This window comes from Tomitella cavernea, from assembly GCF_016599145.1.
In the GTDB taxonomy this organism is placed as follows: domain Bacteria; phylum Actinomycetota; class Actinomycetes; order Mycobacteriales; family Mycobacteriaceae; genus Tomitella; species Tomitella cavernae.
In genome coordinates this window covers 1-22,628 of sequence record NZ_JAENKO010000049.1, presented here as the reverse complement: position 1 = coordinate 22,628, position 22,628 = coordinate 1, and the positions used below count along the sequence as shown (strand labels likewise).

At 70.5% G+C, this 22,628-nt stretch carries 17 protein-coding genes and 2 pseudogenes; 15 read left to right on the top strand and 4 right to left on the bottom strand.

From position 1 onward, the window contains the following. Nucleotides 1–105 precede the first annotated feature (105 nt). The 6 genes from JJ683_RS15235 to JJ683_RS15210 all read left to right on the top strand — a co-directional run bounded on the left by JJ683_RS15235 (nucleotide 106) and on the right by JJ683_RS15210 (nucleotide 9,473). Complete coding sequence (locus JJ683_RS15235) at nucleotides 106–627, top strand: single-stranded DNA-binding protein (RefSeq protein WP_200175372.1); 522 nt, start codon at nucleotides 106–108, stop codon at nucleotides 625–627. 269 nt (nucleotides 628–896) lie between these two features. Further along, the gene (ettA, locus tag JJ683_RS15230; RefSeq protein ID WP_200175371.1) at nucleotides 897–2,570 is read left to right on the top strand and encodes an energy-dependent translational throttle protein EttA; all 1,674 of its coding nucleotides are present in this window, start codon (nucleotides 897–899) and stop codon (nucleotides 2,568–2,570) included. Between the two features lie 8 nt (nucleotides 2,571–2,578). Further along, nucleotides 2,579–2,989, top strand: coding sequence for an acyl-CoA thioesterase (locus JJ683_RS15225; RefSeq protein WP_307810968.1), 411 nt, complete (start codon nucleotides 2,579–2,581; stop codon nucleotides 2,987–2,989). A 120-nt stretch (nucleotides 2,990–3,109) separates the two neighbouring features. Further along, nucleotides 3,110–8,290 carry an NAD-glutamate dehydrogenase gene (locus JJ683_RS15220; RefSeq protein WP_307810967.1) on the top strand — a complete coding sequence of 1,727 codons (5,181 nt, stop codon included), beginning with the start codon at nucleotides 3,110–3,112 and terminating at the stop codon, nucleotides 8,288–8,290. 27 nt (nucleotides 8,291–8,317) lie between these two features. After that, nucleotides 8,318–8,737 carry an acyl-CoA thioesterase gene (locus JJ683_RS15215; RefSeq protein WP_200175369.1) on the top strand — a complete coding sequence of 140 codons (420 nt, stop codon included), beginning with the start codon at nucleotides 8,318–8,320 and terminating at the stop codon, nucleotides 8,735–8,737. After that, the gene (locus tag JJ683_RS15210; RefSeq protein WP_307810966.1) at nucleotides 8,730–9,473 is read left to right on the top strand and encodes a DUF8185 domain-containing protein; all 744 of its coding nucleotides are present in this window, start codon (nucleotides 8,730–8,732) and stop codon (nucleotides 9,471–9,473) included. Before JJ683_RS15215 ends, JJ683_RS15210 begins: the two co-directional genes overlap by 8 nt. A 19-nt stretch (nucleotides 9,474–9,492) precedes the next feature. On the opposite strand, the gene JJ683_RS15205 is transcribed toward JJ683_RS15210, so the two are convergent. Further along, a complete protein-coding gene (locus JJ683_RS15205; RefSeq protein WP_200175367.1) occupies nucleotides 9,493–9,894 on the bottom strand; it encodes a globin in 402 nt (133 codons plus the stop codon). A 168-nt stretch (nucleotides 9,895–10,062) separates the two neighbouring features. On the opposite strand from JJ683_RS15205, the gene JJ683_RS15200 reads away from it, so the two are divergent. From JJ683_RS15200 to JJ683_RS15190, 3 genes are all read left to right on the top strand, one after another. Then, entirely contained in the window at nucleotides 10,063–10,668 is a 606-nt protein-coding gene (locus JJ683_RS15200; protein WP_200175366.1) for an HNH endonuclease, read from the top strand. A gap of 80 nt (nucleotides 10,669–10,748) precedes the next feature. After that, the gene (gene ctaJ / locus JJ683_RS15195) at nucleotides 10,749–10,988 is read left to right on the top strand and encodes an aa3-type cytochrome oxidase subunit CtaJ (RefSeq protein WP_200175365.1); all 240 of its coding nucleotides are present in this window, start codon (nucleotides 10,749–10,751) and stop codon (nucleotides 10,986–10,988) included. Next, the gene (locus JJ683_RS15190; RefSeq protein ID WP_200175364.1) at nucleotides 10,975–11,457 is read left to right on the top strand and encodes a DUF5130 family protein; all 483 of its coding nucleotides are present in this window, start codon (nucleotides 10,975–10,977) and stop codon (nucleotides 11,455–11,457) included. Before ctaJ ends, JJ683_RS15190 begins: the two co-directional genes overlap by 14 nt. A 63-nt stretch (nucleotides 11,458–11,520) precedes the next feature. Here the strand turns inward: JJ683_RS15190 and pepN are convergent, their stop codons facing one another. Further along, nucleotides 11,521–14,103, bottom strand: coding sequence for an aminopeptidase N (pepN, locus tag JJ683_RS15185; protein ID WP_200175363.1), 2,583 nt, complete (start codon nucleotides 14,101–14,103; stop codon nucleotides 11,521–11,523). A 263-nt stretch (nucleotides 14,104–14,366) separates the two neighbouring features. Here pepN and JJ683_RS15180 point away from each other — a divergent pair, with 263 nt between their 5' ends. Continuing rightward, a complete protein-coding gene (locus JJ683_RS15180) occupies nucleotides 14,367–15,344 on the top strand; it encodes an SAM-dependent methyltransferase (RefSeq protein ID WP_207280270.1) in 978 nt (325 codons plus the stop codon). Between the two features lie 111 nt (nucleotides 15,345–15,455). Continuing rightward, nucleotides 15,456–16,112 carry a DsbA family protein gene (locus JJ683_RS15175; RefSeq protein WP_200175362.1) on the top strand — a complete coding sequence of 219 codons (657 nt, stop codon included), beginning with the start codon at nucleotides 15,456–15,458 and terminating at the stop codon, nucleotides 16,110–16,112. Nucleotides 16,113–16,136: 24 nt separating this feature from the next. Here JJ683_RS15175 and JJ683_RS15170 read toward each other — a convergent pair whose 3' ends face one another. Next, a complete protein-coding gene (locus JJ683_RS15170) occupies nucleotides 16,137–17,390 on the bottom strand; it encodes an NAD(P)/FAD-dependent oxidoreductase (protein ID WP_200175361.1) in 1,254 nt (417 codons plus the stop codon). Between the two features lie 318 nt (nucleotides 17,391–17,708). Here JJ683_RS15170 and JJ683_RS15165 point away from each other — a divergent pair. The 4 genes and pseudogenes from JJ683_RS15165 to JJ683_RS15150 form a co-directional block, all read left to right on the top strand. Continuing rightward, a pseudogene (locus JJ683_RS15165) lies at nucleotides 17,709–19,400 on the top strand (NAD-dependent malic enzyme); the annotation flags it as partial. Between the two features lie 13 nt (nucleotides 19,401–19,413). Then, nucleotides 19,414–20,853, top strand: coding sequence for a class II fumarate hydratase (fumC, locus tag JJ683_RS15160; protein ID WP_200175360.1), 1,440 nt, complete (start codon nucleotides 19,414–19,416; stop codon nucleotides 20,851–20,853). 113 nt (nucleotides 20,854–20,966) lie between these two features. Beyond that, nucleotides 20,967–21,440: a ribose-5-phosphate isomerase gene (locus JJ683_RS15155; protein WP_200175359.1), complete on the top strand. Its 474-nt coding sequence runs from the start codon at nucleotides 20,967–20,969 to the stop codon at nucleotides 21,438–21,440. 13 nt (nucleotides 21,441–21,453) lie between these two features. Next, nucleotides 21,454–22,248 carry an Fpg/Nei family DNA glycosylase gene (locus tag JJ683_RS15150; RefSeq protein WP_200175358.1) on the top strand — a complete coding sequence of 265 codons (795 nt, stop codon included), beginning with the start codon at nucleotides 21,454–21,456 and terminating at the stop codon, nucleotides 22,246–22,248. 31 nt (nucleotides 22,249–22,279) lie between these two features. On the opposite strand, the pseudogene JJ683_RS15145 reads toward JJ683_RS15150, so the two are convergent. Beyond that, nucleotides 22,280–22,628 (bottom strand): annotated as a pseudogene (locus JJ683_RS15145) (DUF1542 domain-containing protein); the annotation flags it as partial.

Here is a 22,628-nt window from a genome sequence, read left to right as displayed (position 1 = left end):
CGGGCCTGCGCTGTCGCCCACCATGAGGCATCGTCGTAGGCGGCGTCCGCGCGGGCGTCCCGGCCGCACGGCGCGGACCGGTCTGACGGGAGGGGGGTCTCGCGCGTGTTCGAGACGTACATGACGGTCATCGGGAACGTGGCGAACAAGCCGGACCGGCGTGACACGCCGACGGGGGAGGTCGTGAGCTTCCGGCTGGGCAGCACGGCGCGATACTGGTCCGAGGAGGAGAAGAGCTGGCGCGACGGCAACTCGCTGTTCCTCACGGTGAACTGCTGGCGCCGGCTCGTCAACGGTGTGGCGCTCGGCGTGGTCAAGGGGGCGCCGGTGATCGCGCACGGTCCGGTGCGGCTGCGCGAGTACACGACGACGGAGGGTCAGCGGCGCAGCGTGATGGAGATGCGAGCGGTCTCGGTGGGGCTGGACCTGGCGCGGTGCCTCGCGGAGCGCGTCGATCAGCAGCGCCGAAGTGGGCCCGCGGACGACGCCGAGCCCGGTGATGCCCGCCCCGCCAGGGAAGGGGAGGGGACGCCCGCTTCGTCGGGGCCGGCTCCGGGGGCGGCGGGGTACGGCGGGATTCCGGAGGCCGCGGACGGGCTCCGCGAGCCGGAGCCGGTCGAGGCGTGACATCGCGTTGATGCGGGCCGGCGGGGCCGGTTCCGGGGCCGGGTTCGGCGTTGAGACGGGCGTCTCGCCGCGGAATCCGGCCGGGCGGCGGGCTGCGCGGGCACGGTAGGGTGGCGGGCTGGGTGACCGTCCGCGTGCGGTCACGGACACCGGGGGAGCAGGCGACGTCGGCGGGTCGGCCGGAACGGCGCCGCGGAGTTCCCGGTGGCAGAACATCAGTAGGGCGCAGTAGGCCCCGTATGGCGTAGAGCCCAGTTGGGAGTGTGCAGGTGTCGGAGTTCATCTACACCATGAAGAAGGTGCGCAAGGCGCACGGTGACAAGGTCATCCTCGACGACGTCACGATGAGCTTCTACCCTGGCGCCAAGATCGGCGTCGTCGGCCCCAACGGCGCCGGCAAGTCCAGCATCCTCAAGATCATGGCCGGGCTGGACCAGCCCAGCAACGGCGAGGCGTTCCTGGACCCGGGCGCCACCGTGGGCATCCTGCAGCAGGAGCCGCCGCTCAACGAGGAGAAGACGGTCAAGCAGAACGTCGAGGAGGGCCTCGGCGAGATCAAGGTGAAGCTGGACCGCTTCAACGAGATCGCCGAGCTCATGGCCACCGACTACTCTGACGAGCTCATGGAGGAGATGGGCAAGCTCCAGGAAGAGCTCGACCATGCCGACGCCTGGGACCTCGACTCGCAGCTCGAGCAGGCCATGGACGCCCTGCGCTGCCCGGCCGGTGACGAGCCCGTCACGCACCTGTCCGGCGGCGAGCGCCGCCGCGTCGCGCTGTGCAAGCTGCTGCTGAGCAAACCGGACCTGCTCCTGCTCGACGAGCCGACCAACCACCTGGACGCGGAGTCCGTGCTGTGGCTCGAACAGCATCTGGCGAGCTACCCGGGAGCCGTGCTCGCCGTCACACACGACCGTTACTTTCTCGACCACGTCGCGCAGTGGATCTGCGAGGTCGACCGCGGCAAGCTGCACCCGTACGAGGGCAACTACTCGACCTACCTGGAGAAGAAGGCCGAGCGGCTCGAGGTGCAGGGCAAGAAGGACCAGAAGCTGCAGCGCCGCCTCAAGGAGGAGCTCGCCTGGGTGCGCTCCGGCGCGAAGGCCCGCCAGGCCAAGAACAAGGCTCGCCTGCAGCGCTACGAGCAGATGGCGGACGAGGCGGACAAGCTCCGCAAACTGGACTTCGAGGAGATCCAGATCCCCACGCCCCCGCGCCTGGGCGACGTGGTGGTGGAGGTCGACAAGCTCACCAAGGGCTTCGGCGACCGGACCCTGATCAAGGACCTGTCGTTCACGCTGCCGCGCAACGGCATCGTGGGCGTCATCGGCCCCAACGGCGTGGGCAAGACCACCCTTTTCAAGACCATCGTGGGGCTCGAGGAGCCGGACAGCGGCGCCGTCAAGGTGGGCGATACCGTCAGGCTCAGCTACGTCGACCAGGGCCGCGAGAACATCGACCCCAAGAAGACGGTGTTCGAGGTGGTCTCCGACGGCCTCGACTACATCGAGGTGGGCCAGAACGAGATGCCCTCGCGCGCCTACGTGAGCGCGTTCGGCTTCAAGGGGCCGGACCAGCAGAAGCCGGCGGGCGTGCTCTCCGGCGGTGAGCGCAACCGGCTGAACCTGGCGCTCACGCTCAAGGAGGGCGGCAACCTGATCCTCCTCGACGAGCCCACCAACGACCTGGACGTGGAGACGCTCGGCTCGCTCGAGAACGCGCTCGAATCGTTCCCCGGCTGCGCCGTGGTGATCTCGCACGACAGGTGGTTCCTGGACCGCACCTGTACCCATATCCTGGCGTGGGAGGGCAACGTCGTCGAGGGCCAATGGTACTGGTACGAGGGCAACTTCGAGGGGTACGAGGCCAACAAGACCGAGCGCCTGGGCGTGGACGCGTCGCGGCCGCACCGCGTCACCTATCGCAAGCTGACCAGGGATTGAGGGGCACGGTGACCGGGCCGTACCGCGTGCGCCTGCAGCTGCGCTGGGGCGACAGCGACCAGTTGGGGCACATCAACAACGTGATGTACCTCGAGTACGCACAGGAGGCGCGCCTGCGGTTCCTGGGCGAGATCGGCGGCACCGCGGCGCACTCCCTCGGCCCGATCGTGGTGCGCAGGATCGAGGTGGACTTCGAGCGCTCGCTGCACTACACGGCCGAGGGCATCGACGTCGAGGTGTGGGTGGTCAAGGTGGGCACGAGTTCGTTCACCCTGCGTCACCGGATCCGTGATCCTCAGGGGAACGTCTACTCCACCGTCGACGCCGTCGCCGTGGCAGTGGACCTGGAGGCGGAGACCTCCCGTCCGATCCCCGACGACGTGCGGGCGATCCTGACGGAGCGGATCCTCGACGCCTGAGATCCTCGACGCCTGAGCGCGCTCCGGTCCCGGACTGCTAGAACCCGCGTTCGGCGGCCGGGGCCGTCGAACTTCGCGCGAACGCCTCCCGTGCGGCATACGGTCGATGCAACCCCGACCGTGCGCATCGGACCGCGGGAGGTGATCGCGATGGGGCTGGGAGAATCCGGCGCGGACGCGGCAGTCGGCGGCGACCTCGACGGCGTCGTCGAGGCGCTGACCGCCCGTTACCGACAGACGCACACGGGAATCGGCGTGCCGGGACGTCTCGATTCCGAGATGGCCCGGCACCACGTGCGCTTGGGGCTCACGCGCGCGGCGGGCGAGGCGCTGGTGAGTCTGCGGCTGCTGCCCGGTGCCAACGATGGCCGGGAAGAGTCGGGGGAGCATCCGGCGGGCGCGGTGTTGCAGGTCATCACCGACGATGCGCCGTTCCTCGTGGAGTCGCTGATCGCCCTGCTCGGCAGCACGGGGATCGCGGTCGACCACATCGTCCATCCCATCCTGCGGGTGCGCCGCGACGGGGATGGGCGGCTGGTCGCCATCGAGGGCGACGCGACCATGCGCGAAGACCGTGGGGCCGCGTCCGGCGCGCACACGCACGGCCCTACGCAGGGCGGGGCCGATGACGGCGGGCGGGTGGAGTCCTGGATCCACCTCGAGCTCGCCGGCCTGCCCTCCGACCTGCGCCGCGACGTCGAGCACAGGGTGCGCGCGCTGCTCGCCGACATCGGATGGGTCGTGGAGGACACTACGGCGATGCACGACATCATGGGCGCCGTCGCCGACGACGTCGAGCACGGACGCGGCACCGGCACGGCCGACGAGGCCACCGGCCGCGAGTGCGCGGAGCTGCTGCGATGGATGTCCTCGGGGCATCTGGCGCTGCTCGGCTACCGCCGGTACGCGGTGGGGTCCCACGCCGCCCCCGCCGCAGACGCGCCGGACGGGGCGGGGCCGGACACGGTGGGGCCGACCGCCGTGCAGACCGCGGTGCCCGGGAGTGGGCTGGGCGTGTTCCATTCGGGCGAGTTCACCGATGCGCGCCTGCGCGTCGTCACCGGCACCGGAAACGCCGTCGCCGCGCCCGATGATGCGGCTGCGGCGCAGTTGCTGACGCTGACGCAGGGGCAGTCCTCGACCATCGCCATGCACGTGCTGCACCCGTTCTACGTGGGCGTGCGCGTCTACGACGACGGGGGTCCGTTGCGCGGGGAGCACCGGTTCCTGGGCGTCTTCACCATGTCGGCGATGCACCAGAGCGTCTTCGACATCCCGGTGCTGGGACGCCGGGCACGCAGCGTCCTCGACCGGTCCGGGTACGCCGTCGACAGCTTCAACGGGCAGTCGATCGTCGAGATCATCGAGTCGTATCCGCGCACCGAGATGTTCGCGACCTCCACCGCACGGCTTCTGCACGTGGTGGATGAGGTGCTGGACCTGGGCGTGCGCCGCGGCGTGCGGCTGTTCCTGCGGGGAGACCGCAACGGGCGGTTCATCTCCGCACTCGTCTACCTTCCACGCGACCGGTACACGACCACGACGCGGCTGGCGATGCGCGACGTGCTGCTGGAAGCGCTCGGCGGCACCGACGCCGACTACAGCGCGCGGATCACCGAGTCGGCGCTCGCGATGGTGCATTACACGATCCAGGCTCCGGCGGCGTGGGGCGAGCCCGGTGCGGGGGTCGACCTGGACGTGAGCGCGCGGCGCGTGCTGGAGATCCAGGAGCGGCTGGCCGAACTGACCCGCAGCTGGGACGACGCGCTGATGGAGAAATCGGGGGAGACCGCGGCGGGCCGGGCGCTGGTGCGCCGGTACGCCCGCGCGTTCCCGGACTCGTACAAGGAGGATTTCACGGCGGCCGACGCGGCCGAGGACGTCGACGTGCTGCAGTCGCTGGAGCCGGGCGCGATGCACGCCGCCTGGCGCCGCGACCCGCGCAGGCGTGCCGGCCAGTGGCGCCTGATGATCTACCTGACGCGCAGGGGTATATCGCTGAGCCGGATCGTCCCGGTGCTGCAGAGTCTGGGCGTGGACGTGATCTTCGAGCGGCCCTACCCGCTGGTGCGGCCGGACGGGGTCCGGTGCTGGGTCTACTCGTTCGGCATAGTGCTGGTGGAGGACCTGAAGACCCGCGGCGACATCACCCCCGAGGGCGAGGTGGGCCGCCGGTTCCTGGAGGCTTTCGAGGCGGTGTGGAAGGAGCGGGCGGAGACAGACCGCTTCGACGAGCTGGTCATGCGCGCGGGCATCGGCTGGCGCGAAGCGGTGATGCTGCGCGCCTACGGCCGGTACCTGCGTCAGGCGCGCTTCTCCTACAGCCTCGAGCACATTCAGGAAGTCCTGTGCGACAACCCGGAGGTGGTGCGGTCGCTGGTCGAGCTGTTCCGCGCGCGGTTCACGCCGGGGCCGGGCCAGGACGGCGGCGGGGGAGTCTACGGCGACGATCAGGGCGGCGACGATCAGGGCGGCGACGATCAGGGCGGCGGCGATCAGGGCGGCGGCGATCAGCACCGGGCGGATTCGGCGCGCCGCGACCGCTCGGAGCAGATAGCGGCCGCCGTGTCCGGCGAGCTCGACCGCATCCTCAGTATCGACACCGACCGTGTGCTGCGTGCGTTCCTGCACCTGATCGCCGGCACGGTGCGCACCAACTTCTACCTGCTCGACGAGCAGGGGGTACCGCGCGAGGCGTTGTCGTTCAAGCTTGCCGCGCAGGAGATCCCCGAACTGCCCCGGCCCCGGCCGATGTACGAGGTGTACGTCTATTCGCCGCGGGTGGCAGGCGTGCATCTGCGGTACGGGGCGGTGGCCCGCGGCGGACTGCGCTGGTCGGACCGCCGCGAAGACTTCCGCACCGAGGTGCTGGGTCTGGTGAAGGCGCAGGCGGTGAAGAACGCTGTGATCGTGCCGCTGGGCGCCAAGGGCGGGTTCGTGGTCAAGCGGCCGCCGGCGGCGACGGGCGATGCCGCGGCGGACCGGGATGCGCTGCGCGCGGAAGGCATCGCCTGCTACACGGCGTTCATCGGAGGTCTGCTCGATGTCACCGACAATCTCGATACTGAGACCGGCCGCGCGGTGTCCCCGCGGCGGGTGGTGCGCCACGACGGTGACGACACCTACCTGGTGGTGGCGGCGGACAAGGGGACGGCGTCGTTCTCGGACATCGCCAACGGAGTGGCCGCGGACTACGGCTACTGGCTGGGCGACGCCTTCGCCTCCGGCGGTTCGAGCGGGTACGACCACAAGGCGATGGGCATCACGGCCCGCGGCGCGTGGGAGAGCGTGCGCCGTCACTTCCGCGAATCGGGCGTGGACACCCAGGCCCAGGACTTCACGGCCGTCGGCGTCGGCGATATGAGCGGCGACGTGTTCGGCAACGGGATGCTGTGCAGCGAGCACATCCGGCTGGTCGCCGCGTTCGACCACCGGCACATCTTCGTCGACCCGCACCCGTCCGCCGCGGCCGGATTTGCGGAGCGCCGGCGCCTCTACGCGCTGCCGCGCTCGTCGTGGGCCGACTATGACACGTCGCTGATCAGCGCGGGCGGTGGCGTGTGGCCGCGGGCGAGCAAGGCGATTCCGGTGAGCCCGCAGATGCGCGCGGCGCTGGGGCTTGCCGACGACGTGGCGGAGGTGTCGGCGCCGGAGCTGGTGCGCGCGGTGCTGCTCGCGCCGGTGGACCTGCTGTGGAACGGCGGCATCGGCACCTACGTCAAGGCCAGGGCCGAGACGGACGCGGACGTGGGGGACAAGGCCAACGACGCGGTCCGCGTCGACGGAGCCGACCTGCGGGTGCGCGTGGTGGGGGAGGGCGGCAACCTGGGGATGACGCAGCACGGGCGGATCGAGTACGCGCAAATCGGCGGCCCCGACGGCGCAGGTGGCGCGATCAACACCGACGCCATCGACAATTCGGCGGGCGTGGACAGCTCCGATCATGAGGTGAACATCAAGATCCTGCTGCAGCATGCCATCGCGGCGGGGCGCCTGCGCGGGGGTGACCGCGACGCGTTGCTGGCGTCGATGACCGACGACGTCGCGTCGATGGTGCTGGCCGACAACGTCAGCCAGAATCGCGTGCTGGGGGCGGACCGTCGGCAGGCGACGGCGATGTTGCGCGTCTACCAACGGATGGTCGACTGGCTCGAAACACACGCCGGGATGGACCGCGCCATCGAGGGGCTGCCCGGGCCCGACGAATTCGATCGGCGCGAGGAGGCCGGAGAGGGGCTCACCTCGCCGGAACTTTCGGTGCTGCTCGCCTACGTCAAACTGGCGATGAAGCGGGAGATGCTGGCCGGGTCGCTCCCGGAATCGGCGGTGCTGGCCCGGCGGCTTCCCGGGTATTTTCCGGCGGTGCTGCGCGAGCGGTTCGCCCACGACATCGCCGACCACCCGCTGCGGCGGGAGATCATCGCCACCGTCGTCGCCAACGACGTGGTCGACCGCGCCGGCATCACGTTCATGTTCCGCCTGGGGGAGCTCGCGGGGGCAGGGGTCGGCGACGCGGTCCGCGCGTTCATCACCGTCGAGAGGGTCTTCGGCCTGCAGCAGCTGTGGGAGCGCATCGACGCGGCCGATGTCAGTGCCCGCACCGCGGACCATCTCACGCTGGTGACGCGTCGCCTGGCGGACAGGGCGTCGCGCTGGCTGCTGGCGAACCGCCCGCAGCCGCTGCAGGTGGCGGCCGAGATCCGGCGCTTCGAGCAGCAGATCGAGACGCTGACGCCCCTGGTGCCGCAGGTGGTGGGGGGAGCGGCGCGCACACGTTATGAGGCGCGGGCCGCCGAGCTGGCACAGGCGGGCACCCCGCCGGAGCTGGCCCGCGACGTGGCCGGGCAGCTGGACCGGTTCGCACTGCTGGACGTCTGCACCACGGCCGAAGTCCTCGAGTGCGATGCCGAGGAGGTGGCGCGCGTGTACTTCGCGCTGGCCGAGCGGCTGCGCATGGACGATTTCCAGGTGGCGGTCTCGGAACTCGCCCGCGGCGACCGCTGGCACGCGCTGGCCCGCCTGACTCTGCGTGAGGACCTCTACAGCGCGATGCGGATGCTCACCGAGGACGTGCTGCGGGGCGGCGAGCCGGGCGAGGATCCGCCGACGATGATCCGGGAATGGGAGTCCGGCAACACCTCCCGGATAGGGCGGGCGCGGATGATGCTCGACGAGATCGCCGAGCGCGGCCGGCCCGACCTCGCATCGCTGTCGGTGGCGGCGCGGCAGTTCCGTAGCATGGTCGGCGTCTCGACGGTGCGGCCGGACCCGCCCCGTTCTTCCGGCACGTCTAACGGGTGAGCCGGGCCCGGGTGGGGGATCCGCTGCATGGAGGTCGGGTACCGGACGGCGGTCGCGGCGCGCTGGTCGGATATGGACTCGTTCCGGCACATCAACAACGCGGCGGTGGTCACGTTGCTCGAGGAGGCGCGCATCCCGTGGCTCTTCGCGCCGGAGCGGCCCACCGCGGCCCTGGCCGACGGTGTCTTCCTGGCCGACCTGCGCGTGCGGTACCGGGGGCAGCTCGTGCTCGAGGACAGCCCCGTCGAGGTGGTGATGTGGATCAGCCGCATCCGGGCGGCGGACTTCACGATCGTCGCCGAGCTGCGCCCCCGGGGCACCGACGAGGCGGAGCCCGCATCGGTGGTCAGCCACGCGCAACTGGCCGCCGTCGACCTGGAGAATCAGCGCATCCGCCGGCTCTCGCCGGCCGAGCGCGCCTACCTCGAGGAGTTCCGACGTGATTGACGCGCCTGGCGCAGGCGGACGTTACCTGCATATCCCCGATACGGCCACCCGCTCCGACCTGCACGCGTTCCTGGCGCGTGCCGCGCGGCTCGATTCCGCGGCGCTGGTCCGCATGGTGCGCCGGGGCGACGGGGTCGCGGTGTGGACGACGACGGCAGGATTCGACACGCTCGCCGGGCGTACCTTCCCTGTCGGGATCGCGCCGGGCGACGTGTGCGTGGGCGCCGAGCCGCTGGTGGGCGAGATCCGATCGGCAGTCGGCGGCGGCGCCGGTGAGGTGGGCACCGAAGCCCCTGACAGCGCCGTCACTGTGGATCCCGGCCTGCCGATGGACACCGCGTGGCGCGGGTCGCTGCCGCCGGCGGACGGCTTCGAGCACGTGGACGACGTGCCCGCGCGCGACGTGGTGGCGCTGTCGGTGCAGGGTGCACAGGTGGCGCGGGAGAACAGCACCATGACCGGGCCGCCGCGTTCACTGCTCGACCAGACCGTACTGGAGGTCGACGGCGGCGGGCGGCACGTGGAGGTGCCACTGCGCAGCGTCTTCGCACTCACCGCCATGGGGTTCGTGCCGCATGCGGTGCAGGACCCCGTGACAGGCGCCGTCGACGTGGACCGGGTGCCGGCCGGTGAGCCGGTGCGGGTGCGGGCGACGCGCACGTGGGTGCGCCTCGACGCGCGCTACGGCTCGGTGGCGCTGCGCGTGGGCGGGGAGATTCCGCTGCTGGTCACCTGAAACCGCCGCCGGCGGATGTTCACATCGGCGCGTTCACGAGCGTTTCGGCGGCCATGGCGATGTAGCGGAGGAACGCCTCCCGGTGCTCGGCGTCCATGACGTCGTCGCCGATCGACGCCACTGCGGTGTGCATGCAGCGCAGCCACGCGTCCCGCTCGATGGGGCTGATGTGGTACTGCACGTGTCGCATCCGCAGCCGGGGGTGGCCCCGTTCGTCGCTGTAGGTGTGCGGCCCGCCCCAGTACTGCTCGAGGAACATGCGCAGGCGCCGCTCGGCCCCGTCGAGGTCGTCCTCCGGATACATGGGGCGCAGGATCTCGTCGGCTCGCACTTCCTGATAGAAGCGATGGACGAGGGCGGCGAACGTGGCGGCGCCGCCCACCTCGTCGAAGAAGGTAGAGGGCTGACGCGGAGAGGCCATGCCCCCATGGTGCCCGGTGGCGGTGGCCGCGGGGACGGCGGGGCCGGGCGCGCCGACCGGGCGGATACCGCCCGGTCAGCGTGTGAAGGCTGCGCGGAGGCCGCCGGATCGTCCATAATGCCGCTGGGAGCTACGCCGCGGCGAGCGTGCGGCGCCCGGGAGACCACCATGACGGAATCCAGAAACAACACGCGATCCGCACCCGGCGTGCGCCGTGCCTCCGGCGCACGCGGGGGAGACGCGTGCCGTGGGGCGTCCGGTTCTGCGCGCCGCGTGCTGGTGCTCAACGCCAGTTGGGAGCCGCTGGGGGCCGTGGGGTTCCAGCGGGCGGTCGTGATGGTGGTGTGCGGCAAAGCCGAGCTCGTCGCCCCCACCGACGACGGGCGGTTGCTGCATTCGGAACGCCTCGTCGTGCCGTTCCCGTCCGTCATCCAGCTCGCCGTGTTCGTGCACGTCCCCTACCGGGCGCGTTCGCCGCTGACCCGCGCCGGGCTGATGGCGCGTGACGGCCGCCGGTGCGTCTATTGCGGCGGCCGGGCGGACACGATCGACCACGTGGTGCCGCGCAGCCGCGGCGGCGGGCACTCATGGGAGAACTGCGTGGCCAGTTGCGGGGCGTGCAACCGGAAGAAGGCGGACCGGCTGCTCGAGGAGATCGGCTGGCGGCTGCCGCGGCCGCCCACCCCGCCGCAGGGCCGGCATTGGCGGGTGCTGTCGGAGGTGCCCGACCCGGACCCGCAATGGCTGCCGTATCTGGGCCAGGGGGCCGCCTGAGGGCGGACGGCGGCGGCCCTGGCCCGGCGGCCGGGGCGGTCCGCTTCCGTGAGAGGCGGCGGGTGCGATAAGTTCATGTCGTGACCATCTGGGAGACAGTGCTGGTCTACCTGGGCGCCCCGCTGCTCATCACCATCGTGATGGCGATCTGGGGTCTGACCGCCCACGTAGTCAAGCCGAAGTACTACACCTTGGGCGACGAGTGGACCGGCGGCACCGTGTGGTGGGGCGCCGTCGACGAGGCCCCGTGGCGTGCGCACGGCACCGGGCGCTCGATCGAGGCCGGCGTGAGCGGAGGAGCGGCAAGTGGCAACTGGTGAACTGACCTTCCCCGTGGTCGACGAGTCCGCGCTGCCCTCCGGCTTCGTCGTCACGTCCAGCGGCCGGGTGTCCGGCGTCCGGCACCCCGGTGAGGAGCCGTACGACGATTCGCCGTTCTCGCATGTGGACCGCAACCGCATCGACCGCACCCTCACGGAGGCGACGCGGCGCACCCGGATCTTGTGGACCATCTACATCGGCGAGCTCGGCGCAGCCTCGGCGGACCGTGCACGTGAGCTGCATTCCACGCTCCCGCGGCCGGACGAGTCCGTGCTCATCGCGGTCTCGCCGAACGAGAAGAGCATCGAGATCGTGGGCGGCGACGCCATCGGCCACCGCTACGACGACCGGGTCGCCCAGCTCGGCGCGTCCGCGGCGGTCTCGTCGTTCCAGCGGGGCGACCTGATCGACGGGCTCGTCAGCGCGGTGCGCGTGATGGCCGCGGCGGTCAGCCCCGTCCGAGTCTGATCAGACCTGCATTGACCCCCGCCACCATGCCGATGGCGGGGGTCGTCGCATGCGCGGTGGCGGTCAGCCGGCGTCGGCCTTGCGGGCCGCGAGCGCCCGCACCACGCCCGCCCGGCCCTCGGAGACGAGCCGCTTGAGCGCAGAGGGGTGATCGGCGGATAGGAACTCGTCGGCCGCGGCCACCGACTCCTCGCGTACGGACCACGACGGGTAAAGCCCCACCACCACCGTCTGCGCCACCTCGCTGGACCGGCGCTCCCACACGGACGCGATCGTGTCGAAGTAGCGGCGGACGAACGGCTCGAGCAGCTCGGACTGTCCCACCGCGGTGAATCCGGCGACGATCGCGCGCACCGTGATGTTGGGGATCTCGTCGTCCTCGGTCGCCTGCGTCCACGCCCGGTCCTTGACCGACTGCTGCGGGCGCGCGGCCGACGCCTGCGCGGCCTGCCGGGTGCCCGCCGCGGTGTTGTCGCCGGCGAGCTCCGAGTCGATGAACAGCGTGTCGGCGCCGTCCGCGTCGATCACGCCCGCGCGCGCGAGCGCCTGCACGATGAGCCACCGCAGATCGGTGTCCACCGTCAGGCCCGGCAGCGCCGCCGCATCAGCCGAGTCCAGAGCGGACCGCAGCACGTCGGTGTGCCGCGCGTCCAGCACCGAGCCGCACAGGGCGGTGACGAACGCCAGCTGATGGTCGGAGCCGGGCTCCGCGGCGCGCGCCAGTTCCAGGAGCCTGTCGGCGAAGCCCGGCCAGCCCTCGGCGGCGGCCCAGCCCGGCTCGGCGTAGGAGGCCAGAGCGGCCTGCGCCTGCAACAGCAGTCGCTGCACCACGCCCACCTCGGACTCGGCCTGGATGCCCGAGCGCACCAGTGCGACGAAGTCCCGCGCCCGCATGTGCGCGCCCCGGGTCATCTCCCAGGCGGCCGACCAGCACATGGTCCGTGGCAGCGGCTCGGCGATGTCCGCGATCCGGTCGGTGACCGTAGCAAGTGAACCGGGGTCGAGGCGCAGCGAACAGTAGGTGAGGTCGTCGTCGTTGACCAGGATCAGTGCGCCGCGGGGAACCCCGACGAGATCGGGAATCTCGGTGCGCTCGCCGTCGACGTCCAGCTCCACCCGCTGTGTCCGTACCAGGCGGCCGGAGCCGTCATCGTCGTAGACGCCCACGGCGAGACGATGCCGCCGCAGCTCGCCGGCGCCCGGCTGTGCCCCGCCCTGCAGCACGGCGAACCGGGTGAAGCGGCCCTCGTCGTCCACGTCGAAATCGGGCTCGAGCGTGTTCATGCCGGTGGTCTTGAGCCACTGCGCGCCCCAATCCGACAGGTCGCGACCCGAGGCGGCCTCCAGTGCGGCGATGAGGTCGCCGAAGGTCGCATTGCCCCAGGCGTGCTCCGCGAAGTATTCGCGCAGTCCGGTGAGGAAGTCCTCCAGACCCACGTACGCCACCAGCTGCTTGAGCACCGAGGCGCCCTTGGCGTAGGTGATGCCGTCGAAGTTGACCTCCACGGCGGCGATGTCGGGGATGTCCGCGGCCACCGGATGCGTCGACGGCAGCTGGTCCTGGCGGTACGCCCACGACTTCTCGATGTTCGCGAACGAGGTCCACGCGTTGGTGTACTCGGTGGCGCTGGTCTGGGTGAGCACCGAGGCGAAGGTGGCGAACGACTCGTTGAGCCACAGGTCGTCCCACCAGCGCATGGTGACCAGGTCGCCGAACCACATGTGCGCCATCTCGTGCAGGATCGTCTCGTTGCGGCGTTCGTAGCGGTAGTGGGTGACGCGGGAGCGGAAAACGTAGTCCTCGAGGAACGTCACCGCACCCGGATGCTCCATTGCGCCGGCGTTGAACTCGGGGACGAAGAGCTGATCGTACTTGCCGAAGGGGTACGGCACGCCGAAGCGCGCGTGGTAGAAGCCGAAGCCCTGCTTGGTCTCGGCGAACAGCCGCTCGGCGTCCATGTGCTCGGCCAGGGAGGCACGGCAGTACAGCCCCAGCGGGATGTCGCCGTGCTCGTCGCTGAACGTGTCGCGCCATTCGGAGTACGGGCCCGCGATGAGAGCGACGAGGTAGGTGGAGATGGGTTCGGTGGGGTAGAGGTGCGAGACGGCGGCGCCGCCGGGGCCCTCGGCGGTGGAGGCCACGGCGGCGTTGGACACCACGTGCCAGTGCTTCGGGGCGGTGACGATCAGCTCGAAGCGGGCCTTGAGGTCCGGCTGGTCGAAGCACGCGAACATCCGCTTGGCGTCGGCGGTCTCGAATTGCGAATACAGGTAGACCTCGCCGTCGGCCGGATCGGCGAACCGGTGCAGCCCCTCTCCGGTGTTCGAGTAGAGGCAGTCCGCGTCCACGACCAGTTCGTTGTTCTCGGCCAGCGGCGGCAGCGAGAGGCCGTGCTCCTCCGTGTACCCGGATGTGTCGACGGGCGTGCCGTTGAGGGTGGCCGAGTGGATCTTTTCGGCGATCAGCTCCACGAACGTCTCGGTACCGGCGACGGCGTCGAACGTGATCGTGGTGCGGGAGCGGAATGCGCGCTCGCCGGGGGCGCCGGCGCCATCGGTCAGGTCCAGTTCCACGCGGTAGTCGGAGGTGGTGACGGCCTCGGCGCGGCGGCGCGCCTGCTCACGGGTGAGGTTGGGTTGGGCCACAGGGGATGCTCCTTCACCTGGGGATCGGAAATCCGGGATCGGAATTCCGTTGCGGAATCGGCTTCCATCCCATCATGCGCGCCGCGTGGTCCGGGGGGCGTGTGCGGAGGACCAAACGCACGGATTCACGAAGCGCACGCATCCACGGAGTCGCGGGGTGCGGCCGGGGACGATGCCGGAACGGCACGTGGCGCCCGCCGGGGCGTGGAAGACTGCCGATCGGCGCAGACGATCGACGCAGACGATTGAAGGGGGCGGGCCGGATGGCCGACGCGGCGGACGAGGGGGATGCGGTGCCGGTCGACGGGGTCGCGGTGACGGCGATCGGCGTGGCGGTGATCCGCGCCCGCGAGGACGCGCGGGCCGACCGCCTCTACACCGACCCGCTGGCGCTGGCGTTCGTGGACGCGGCGCGGGCGGGCTTCCCGCGGGAGCGGTGGGATCGGCTGGAGGCGCTGGCCGGGCGGTTCTACGAGGGGCGCACGGTGGGGGTGCGCCTCGTCGACGACACCGTCCGGGATGCGCTGGAGCATGGCATCCGGCAGTTCGTGCTGCTCGGCGCGGGGCTGGACACGCGCGCGTTCCGCATGGGGCTGCCGCCCGACTCGGTGGTGTTCGAGCTCGACCTCCCGGAGACGTTCGCCTTCAAAGAGCCGGTGCTCGAGCGGGCGGGCGCGGTTCCGGCCTGCACGCGGCACGTCGTTCCGGCGGATCTGCGCTCCGGGTGGCGGAGCGCGCTGCTGGAAAGCGGGTTCCGCCCGGAACTCGCCACGCAGTGGATCGAGGAGGGCACGCTGGGGAACCCGACGGAGGACTGGAAACGCCGGCTGGTCGAGGACCTCACGGCGATGTCCGCCGCCGGCAGCCGGTTCGGGGTCGGCCGGTTCGCGGTCGACGCCGAGAGCCCGCAGTATCGCGAGTACCGGGATCTCGTCGGAGGAGAGGAGGGAGCAGGCGAGAAGGCGGCAGGCGAGAAGGCGGCGGGCGAGGAGCGGGCAGGAGCGGAGCGGGCAGGCGGGGAGTGGGCCGGTGGAGAAGCGGCGGCCGAGCGCGCGTCGACGCCTGGCCCGTGGGGCGGGCCGGATGCCGCCGGCCGGGCGGAGGACGGGGTGGAGCGCTGGCTGCAGGACATCGGCTGGGACACCGTGTTCCGCAGTTGGAACGCGATGACCGCCGGGCTGGGCAGGGACGTCGCCCAGGACGATCCCGGCGTCGGCACCATCAGTGCCACCCGCCGCTGACCGTGGACTTCGTCCGCCCCGCGGAGACTTCGGGGGAAGAGAACCGGTGATGCGGGTGTTGGACAGAAGTGGACGGGGGATCAACGAGGTCGGTAGAAGGAGTGCACGGAGATGACCGGGACGGCAGAGGCGACGGCGACGACGGAACCCGCGGAGGGTGCGACCCGCAATCGTGCGGACTTCTGGTTCGACCCGCTGTGCCCGTGGTGCTGGATCACCTCGCGCTGGATTCTCGAGGTGGAGCAGGTCCGCGGCATCGACGTGCACTTCCACGTGATGAGCCTGGTCATCCTCAACGAGCGCAACGACGATGTGACTCCGGACTACCGTGAGAAGATCGCGCGAGGCCTGGGCCCGGTGCGCGTGGCCGTCGCCGCGGCGCAGAAGTACGGCGACGAGATCCTCGCGCCGCTCTACACGGCCATGGGCACCCGCATCCACAACGAGGGGAACAAGGACTTCGCGTCGGTCATCGCGGGCGCGCTGGCGGAGCTGGCGCTGCCCGCGGAACTGGCTGAAGCCGCGCACACCGACGAGCACGATGAGGCGCTGCGCGCGAGCCACCACGCGGGCATGGACAAGGTGGGCGCCGATGTGGGCACCCCGACCATCCACGTGAACGGAGTCGCCTTCTTCGGGCCGGTGCTCTCCCGGATCCCGCGCGGCGAGCAGGCCGGCGCGCTCTGGGACGGCGTCGTCGCGATGGCCTCCTACCCGCACTTCTTCGAGCTCAAGCGGGGCCGGGACGAGGAACCCGCCTTCGGCTAGGCCTCGACCCGCCCGCCGCCGCTGTCAGAGTGCCAGTTCGCCCAAGGGCACCGAGGAGTCGGCCAGGCGCCCCAGGTCCACCGGACGCCGGGCGGAGATGAGCGCCTTGATGTCGTCGGTGGAGTCCCAGATGTTGACGTTCATGCCGGCGAGTACGACGCCCGCCTCATCCACCCAGAACGCGATGAACTCGCGGCCGTCGACGTCGCCGCGGTAGACCACTCGGGAGTAGCCCTCGGCGTACCCCGAGTACTCCATGCCGAGGTCGTACTGGTCGGTGAAAAAGTACGGCAGCCGTGCGTACTCGGCGCTGCCGCCGCGGATGTTGGCCGCCGCCACCGCGGGCTGGTTGAGCGCGTTGGCCCAGTGCTCGGTGCGGATCCTCGTACCGAACAGCGGATGCTGCGCGGCGGCGATGTCACCCACCGCGTACACCCCGGGCGCCGACGTGCGGAGGCCCGCGTCGACGAGCACGCCCCCGTGCTCCACCGCGATGCCGGCCTCCGCGGCCAGCTCCGTGTTGGGCCGGGCGCCGACGGCCACGAGGACCACGTCGGCCGGGATCTGCTCGCCGTTGCCCAGCCGCAGCCCCGTCGCGCGCCCGCCCTCGGTGGTGATGGCAGCGACCTTCGCCTGCAGCCGCAGTTCCACGCCGTGCTCGCGGTGCAACGCGGCGAAAACGGCGCCCAGTTCGGGACCGAGTGCGGCCTGGAGCGGTTGGTCGGCGGCCTCCACGACGGTGACCTGCGCGCCGCGCCCGCGGGCGCCGGCGGCCACCTCCAGGCCGATCCATCCGCCGCCGATCACCGCAACCCGGGCGCCGTCGGTGATCGCGCCGGACAGCGCCGCGGCGTCGTCGATGCTGCGCAGGTAGTGCACGCCCTCGGCGTCGGAGCCGTCGATGGGCGGGCGGGCGGAGCGTGAGCCTGTGGCCAGCACCAGCGACGAATAGCCCACGGCGGAACCGTCGGAGAGGGTCACGGACCGCAGTGCGGTGTCGATGCCCGTGGCGGACACGCCGGCACGCAGGTCTACGGCGTTCTCGTCGTACCAGGAGCGTGGATGCACGGTGAAGTCGTCGAGGGCTTGCTTGCCTGCCAGGTACTCCTTGGACAGCGGAGGGCGTTCGTAGGGCAGGTGCTGCTCGGTGGATGCGAGGACGATCGGGCCGGTGTGCTGCTCGGCCCGCAGCGCCTCCGCGGTTTTGGCCCCCGCGAGGCCCCCGCCGACGATGACGACGACCGAAGCGGGCGTGCGCTCTGAGTCCGTGCTGGTCATGCTGAATCTCCTTCTTCCGTGGGAACCGTTCAGGTGGGTCCGGAGACGCGGTTTATTGAACATCCGCACGTCCGAACCCTATTCAGAAAAACCCGTCGGCGCATCGGAAACTTCCCCGCCGCGCGTGCCTGGGGCCGCGGCCCGTCGAATGTCGACAGGGCTGCGTACAGCGGCGGCAGCTGTGCGACGAACGCCACTGCGACGGCGTCTGAAAAAGCCGGGGCAACTGTCCAGTTGTACCACTCCGACAGCGTCGCCGCGCCGAAAACAGAAATATCCGGGAAGGGTTCGCGAAAGGCCTGGCGCGATCGTCACGCTATGGCTAGTTTGACCACTGAAGGGGCCGTGTCATTCCGGAAGAAGCCGAGGCGACCATTGTCGAAAAAACCGCACGTTCTCACCGATCCGCTCACGAACAGGGGGACCGCCTTCACCCGCGAGGAGCAGGCGAGGCTCGGGCTGACCGGGCGCCTGCCGTCCAGGGTGGAAACGCTGGACGAGCAGGCGAAGCGCTCGTATGCGCAATTGAGCTCCTACGAGACTGATCTGGAGAAGTATATTTTCCTCGATCAGCTCCATGATCGGAATGAAGTACTGTATTACAAAGTGATTTCGGAGCATCTGGCGGAACTTCTGTCGATTGTTTATGATCCTACGATCGGCGAGGCGATCAAGAAGTGGAGTCAGGGCTACCGGATCTCCCGGGCGGTCTATCTGTCGATCGACCACCCCGAAGACATGCAGGCCTCGTTCGAGACGCTGGGGCTGGGGCCGGACGACGTCGACCTCATCGTCGTCTCCGATGCGCAAGAGATCCTGGGCATCGGAGACTGGGGCGTCAACGGGACCGACATCGCGGTGGGCAAACTCGCCATCTACACCGCCGCCGCAGGCATCGACCCCGGACGGGTGATCGCGGTGAACCTCGATGTGGGCACCGACAACGAGGAGCTGCTCAACAGCCCGACCTATCTGGGCAACCGGCACGCCCGGATCACCGGCGAGGCGTACGACGCCTTCATCGCGCAGTACCTGGCGACCGCCTCGGACCTGTATCCGAACGCGCTGCTGCACTTCGAGGACTTCGGGCCGGGGAACGCCCGCCGAATCCTGGAGAAGTACCGGGACAGCTACCGCATCTTCAACGATGACATGCAGGGCACCGGTGCGATCGTCATGTCGTCGGTGGTCTCCGGGCTGAAGGTGACCAAGGAGTCCTTCGCCCAGCAGCGGCTGGTGGTCTTCGGTGCCGGCACGGCGGGCACGGGCATGGCCGATCAGATCAGCGCCGCGATGCGCCGCGACGGCCTCACCGACGAGGAGTCGAAGGCCCGGGTCTGGCTGGTGGACAGAGACGGGCTGGTCACCGACGACATGTCCGGCCTGCCCGACTATCAGCAGGCGTACGCGCGGCCCGCGTCGGAGGTCGCCGAGTACGCACGCGGCGCCGACGGGAGGATCGGTCTGCGCACGGTGATCGAGGAAGTCCGTCCGACGATCCTGATCGGCACCTCCACCGCGCACAATGCGTTCACCAAGGAGGTCGTCGAGGCGCTGTGCGCCGGCGTCGAGCGGCCGATCCTGCTGCCGCTGTCCAACCCGACCGAACGCATCGAAGTCATGCCCGCCGACGCAGTGCCGTGGTCGAAGGGCAAGGCGCTGATCGCGACCGGCATCCCGGTCGACCCGGTGACGTATGCCGGCACCGTCTACCACATCGGCCAGGCCAACAATGCGCTGCTCTATCCGGGCTTGGGGCTGGGAATCGTGGTCTCCGGCGCGAGCCGGGTCACCGACGGCATGCTGCTCGCGGCAGCTGAGGCGGTGGCCGTGCAGGTGGACCCGAGCGGGCCGGGCGCGTCGCTGCTGCCGCCGGTCGACGATCTGCGGGCCTCTTCGGCCACGGTGGCCATCGCGGTCGCCACACAGGCGATGGCCGACGGGGTGGCGACGAAGAAGTACGACAACCTGGTCCAGGCGGTCCAGGACGCGATGTGGCAGCCGGTCTACCAGGGGGACCGGCATGACCGACGAAGCGCCGAAGGTGCTCGATATCGGCATCGGGATCGACGCGACCGGCACCCGGCACGAGTCCGACTCGATGGGCGGGATCGACGTGCCCGCAGACAGATACTGGGGCGCCCAGACCCAACGTTCTCTGGTGCACTTCTCGATCGGCAACGACAAGATGCCGCACGAGGTCTACCACGCCTACGGTTACGTCAAAAAGGCGGCTGCCCTGGTCAACGGCGCGGCGGGCCGGATGCCGGCCTGGCAGTCCGAGCTCATCGCGCGTGTGGCGGACGAGGTGATCGCCGGAGACCTCGATGAGAGTTTCCCGCTGTACGTCTGGCAGACCGGCTCGGGCACGCAGTCGAATATGAACACCAACGAGGTGATCAGCAACCGCGCGATCCAACTCGTCGGCGGGGAGCTCGGCAGCAAGACCCCGGTGCACCCGAACGACCACGTCAACATGGGACAGTCCTCGAACGACACCTTCCCCACCGCGATGCACATCGCCGTGGTCACCGAGATCGTCGAGCGGCTGATCCCCGCGCTGAGCGCGTTGCACGAGGAGTTCCTCGCCAAGGCGACGCAGTGGCGTGAGGTGGTCAAGACCGGACGGACGCACTTGGAGGACGCGACACCGTTGACGGTGGGGCAGGAATGGTCGGGGTACGCCCGGCAGATCGAGCAGGGCATCGAGCGCCTGAACGCATCACTTCCGGGACTGTATGAGCTCGCGATGGGCGGCACCGCAGTGGGCACCGGGCTCAACGCCCCACCCGGGTTCGACGTCGAGGTCGCGGCAAGGATCGCCCAGCTGACCGGGCACCCGTTCGTCACCGCGGAGAACAAGTTCGCCGCCCAGGGCGGGTTGGATGCGATGGTTGCCGCCAGCGCCGGGCTCCGTGCGGTCGCGGTGCCGCTGATGAAGATCGCCAACGACATCCGTTGGCTGGCCTCGGGGCCGAGGTGCGGTCTCGGCGAGCTTGTCCTGCCGGCTAATGAACCGGGCAGTTCGATCATGCCGGGCAAGGTCAATCCGACGCAGTGCGAGGCCATGGTGATGGTCTGCATCCAAGTGATCGCCGAGGACAGCGGTGTCGCCATCGCGGGCACCCAGGGCAACTTCGAGCTCAATGCGATGCGCCCCATCATCCTCGACAACGTGTTGCATTCGGCGCGGATCCTCGGCGACGCATCGGTGAAGCTGCGGGAATACTGCATAGCGGGGACCGAATTGAACCGGGCACAGATCGGCAAGTTCGTGGGAAGTTCATTGATGCTGGTGACAGCACTGTCCCCGGTCATCGGCTACGACAGGGCGTCGGCGATCGCGCACAAGGCCAACGACGAGGGCACCACCCTGCGCGAAGCGGCGCTGGCGACCGGATTCATCGGGGCGGACCGCTTCGATGAGATCGTCGACCCCGCCAAGATGGTGGGCACACCCTAGCCGCAGCCGCCGGGACGGTCCCGCGCGTCGTCCCCGGGGCGCGCCCGGCCGGGGCCTGGCCCGCCGCCAGGCCCCGGTACAGGGGCATGGAGTGTGCTGACACAATCGTCCCCATGCGCGTATACCTCGGCGGCGACCACGCCGGTTTCGAACTCAAGGCCACGCTGATCGAGCACCTGACTGCGGCCGGGCACGAGCCTGTGGACTGCGGTGCGTTCGAGTACGACGCGGCGGACGACTACCCGGCGTTCTGCATCGACGCGGCGCGCAGGGTGGTGGCCGATCCGGGCAGCCTGGGCATCGTCATCGGCGGCAGCGGCAACGGCGAACAGATCGCGGCCAACAAGGTGCCGGGCGCACGGTGCGCGCTGGCGTGGAGCGTGGAGACGGCCCGGTTGGCGCGCCAGCACAACAATGCGCAGCTGATGGGCATCGGCGGCCGCATGCACACGTTGGACGAGGCGAAGGAGATCGTCGACGCCTTCCTTGCCGCGCAGTGGTCGCAGGAGGAGCGCCACCAGCGCCGCATCGACGTCCTCACCGAGTACGAGCGCACCGGCACGGCCCCCACCGTCCCCGGCGCCTGAGCCGCGCGCGACCGTGCCGGAAGGGCACACGGTCCACCGGCTCGCCGCGATCCACCAGGAGCGGTTCGCCGGGCGCCCGGTGCGGGTGAGCAGCCCGCAGGGGCGTTTCGCGGAGGAGGCGCGGCTGGTGGACGGCAGGGTGTTCGAGCGTGCGGACGCCTGTGGTAAGCACCTGCTGCATTTCTATGACGTGGACCTGGCGGTGCACGTGCACCTGGGTATATACGGGATCTTCGAGGAGCAGACGGTGCCGATGGCCCCGCCGCGCGGGCAGGTGCGCATGCGCATGATCGGTGCGGAATTCGGCACCGATCTGCGTGGGCCCACCCGCTGCGAAGTGATCGATCACGCGACAGTGGAGCGGCTGCGCGCACGCCTGGGCCCCGACCCGCTGCGCGCGGACGCGGACCCGGAGCGGGCATGGCGGCGCATCTCACGGTCGCGCGCGCCGATCGGCGGCCTGCTCATGGATCAGTCGGTGGTGGCCGGTGTCGGCAACGTCTACCGCGCGGAGGTCCTGTTCAGGCAGGGCATCGACCCGGTGCGGCCGGGACGGGCGCTCGACCGCGCCGAATGGGACGCGCTGTGGTCGGACCTGGCGACGCTGATGGCCGTAGGCGTCACGGCGGGCGGCATCGTGGTGGTGCGCCACGAGCACGATCACGGCGAGCCCGCGTATGCCAAGGGCAAGCCCCGGACGTATGTCTACCGGCGTGCGGGCAGCCCGTGCCGGGTGTGCGGCACGACGGTGCTGCGCACGGAGATGCAGGGGCGGAACCTGTTCTGGTGCCCTCGCTGCCAGACCTGACGGGACCGCAGGGCCGGCGCCGATGCTGCTTTCAAAGGGGTCGCCGGCCGCGCGGATCCACTCCGTGGCCGCGCTCGAAGTCGTCGCCGTCGTAGGGCACGCCGGGCAGCCCGGCCAGCAGCGCGTCGAAGAACGCGGCCGCACCGTCGCACCAGCCCCCGGGCGTATCGGCCGCGGACCACCAGCGCTCGGAGTACCAGCCCGCAGGCACCGGCCGGCCGTGCACACGCCCGCCGGGGAAGTAGTGCGGCGTGCCGTCCGAGGCGGTGGGGGACGCGGTGGCGTCGCGTCCGCCCCAGGGCACCGTCCGCGTCGCGCCGACGGCACCCGCGGTGTCCGCGCCCGCGAGGGGCGGCAGCGGCGCGCCGGGGTCGGCCCCG